The organism is Streptomyces sp. NRRL F-4489, from assembly GCF_001509485.1.
Lineage (GTDB): Bacteria > Actinomycetota > Actinomycetes > Streptomycetales > Streptomycetaceae > Streptomyces.
Genome location: NZ_LLZI01000155.1, coordinates 1 through 1,592, shown reverse-complemented (window position 1 = coordinate 1,592; position 1,592 = coordinate 1). Strand labels below are relative to the sequence as shown.

General features: G+C 76.2%; 2 protein-coding genes. Both read right to left on the bottom strand.

Annotated elements, in window-relative coordinates:
- A partial coding sequence (locus ADL22_RS13855) for a S8 family serine peptidase (RefSeq protein WP_159048659.1) occupies window positions 1-717 on the bottom strand: 717 nt, incomplete at its 3' end.
- Between the two features lie 11 nt (window positions 718-728).
- On the bottom strand, window positions 729-1,592 hold an 864-nt coding region (locus ADL22_RS13850; protein WP_420711560.1), incomplete at its 5' end, for a hypothetical protein.

The window sequence follows — 1,592 nt, the reverse complement described above, 5'->3', positions numbered from 1 at the left end:
GTGGCGGGTGGAGAAGGGGGCGCGGTCGTCCAGGTGGGTGACGGCGGTGGCGGCGATGACGCCGGGGTACGCGGCGGGGTACGAGACGTGGTTGCCCTTCTCGCCGCCGTTGCCGGCCGAGGCGACGACCGGGATGCCCTTGCCGAGGGCGTACTGGATCGCGGCGTCCTCGCGGGGGTCGGGGTGGGCGGTCTCGCTGTCGTCGCCCAGCGACATGTTGATCACGTCGGCGCCGTGGTCGGCGGCCCAGCGGATGCCGTCGGCGAGCGCGCCGGACTTCTGGTCGCGGGCGCGGCGCCGCTCCGGGTCGCGGTCCTCCAGGATCACCCGGACCGGAAGGATCTTGGCCTCGGGCGCGACCCCGAGGACGCCGTCGGAGCGGCCGGCGCCGTGGCCGTGTCCGGCGATGACGCTGGCCATACCGGTGCCGTGCTGGGCCCAGCTGTCGTCGCCGGGGCGGGCGCCGAAGCCGATCAGGTCCTGGCCGGGCAGGACCTGGCCCTGGAGGTCGGGGTGGTCGGCGTCGACGCCGGTGTCGAGGACGGCGACGGTGACGCCGGCGCCCTTGGTGGTCTGCCAGGCGTCCTGGGCATGGATGGCCGCCAGGCCCCATTCCTGGGCGCGGATGGCGTCCGCCCGGGCGGGGACGGAGGGCAGGACGGCGAGCGCGGCGGAGGCCAGTGCGACGGACGCCGCCCGGAGGACGTGCTTGATCACGGCGCTCTTGGTCACGGTGCTTCCTCGGTGGGCTGCGCGGGGAGGCCGGAGGCGGTGCGGAAGGTCGCGCTGATCTTGTCGGCGAGGCCCTTGGCGTCGTGGCCGAGCCCGGACTCGGCGGGGGCGGTGGTGGTGCCGGGCTGGACCGCGGCGTCGGCGGGCTGCGGGTCGGTGACCGTACGGCCGTCCGCGAAGCCGGAGACGGCGTAGACCACGACCGGTATCTCGGTGAGGACCCGCACCGTCCAGCTGGCGCGCTGGTCCGGGCCGAAGTTCTCGGCCGGGGTGCCCTTGGCGGCCAGCGGCAGCGGCATCAGGTCCTTGCGGGTGCCCAGGTCCTTGGTGCTGAAGCGGGCGTTGAGGTTCATCATCCCCGTGTGGTCGGCCGTGGTGGTCTGCGCGCCGACGGTGATCACGGCGGTGCGGGTGGCGTCGACGTAGGTGGCGCGCAGCAGGCGGGCGCAGCCGGCCGGGGCGAGTTCCCGGGCGAGCGGGCCCTCGTAGGTGGTGGAGCAGTCGGTGTCGGGGGCGACGGCGATCCGGGTCCAGGTGCGGTCGGCGCCGCCGGGGCCGGCGGCCAGGCCCTGGACGGTGCGCGGGAAGAGGGTGTCGGCGGGGGTGTTGCGCCAGGCGTCCCGGCCCTTGGCGAAGACGGCTTCGGGCGCGGGGGCGCCGTGGGCGGGGGCGTCGGTGAGCCAGCTGCCGGCCGCGGCGCCGCCGATGAGGCCGATGCCGAGGATCAGGCCGGCCGCGGCGGCCATGACGCGGGTGCTGGGCAGGCGTTCGGCGAGCGGGCGGTGGGGGGCGGGGCCCGGTTGCGGTGACGGTACGCCAACTGCGGCCGGGTGGGAGGGAGTTGGGGGCCAGGGTGGTGG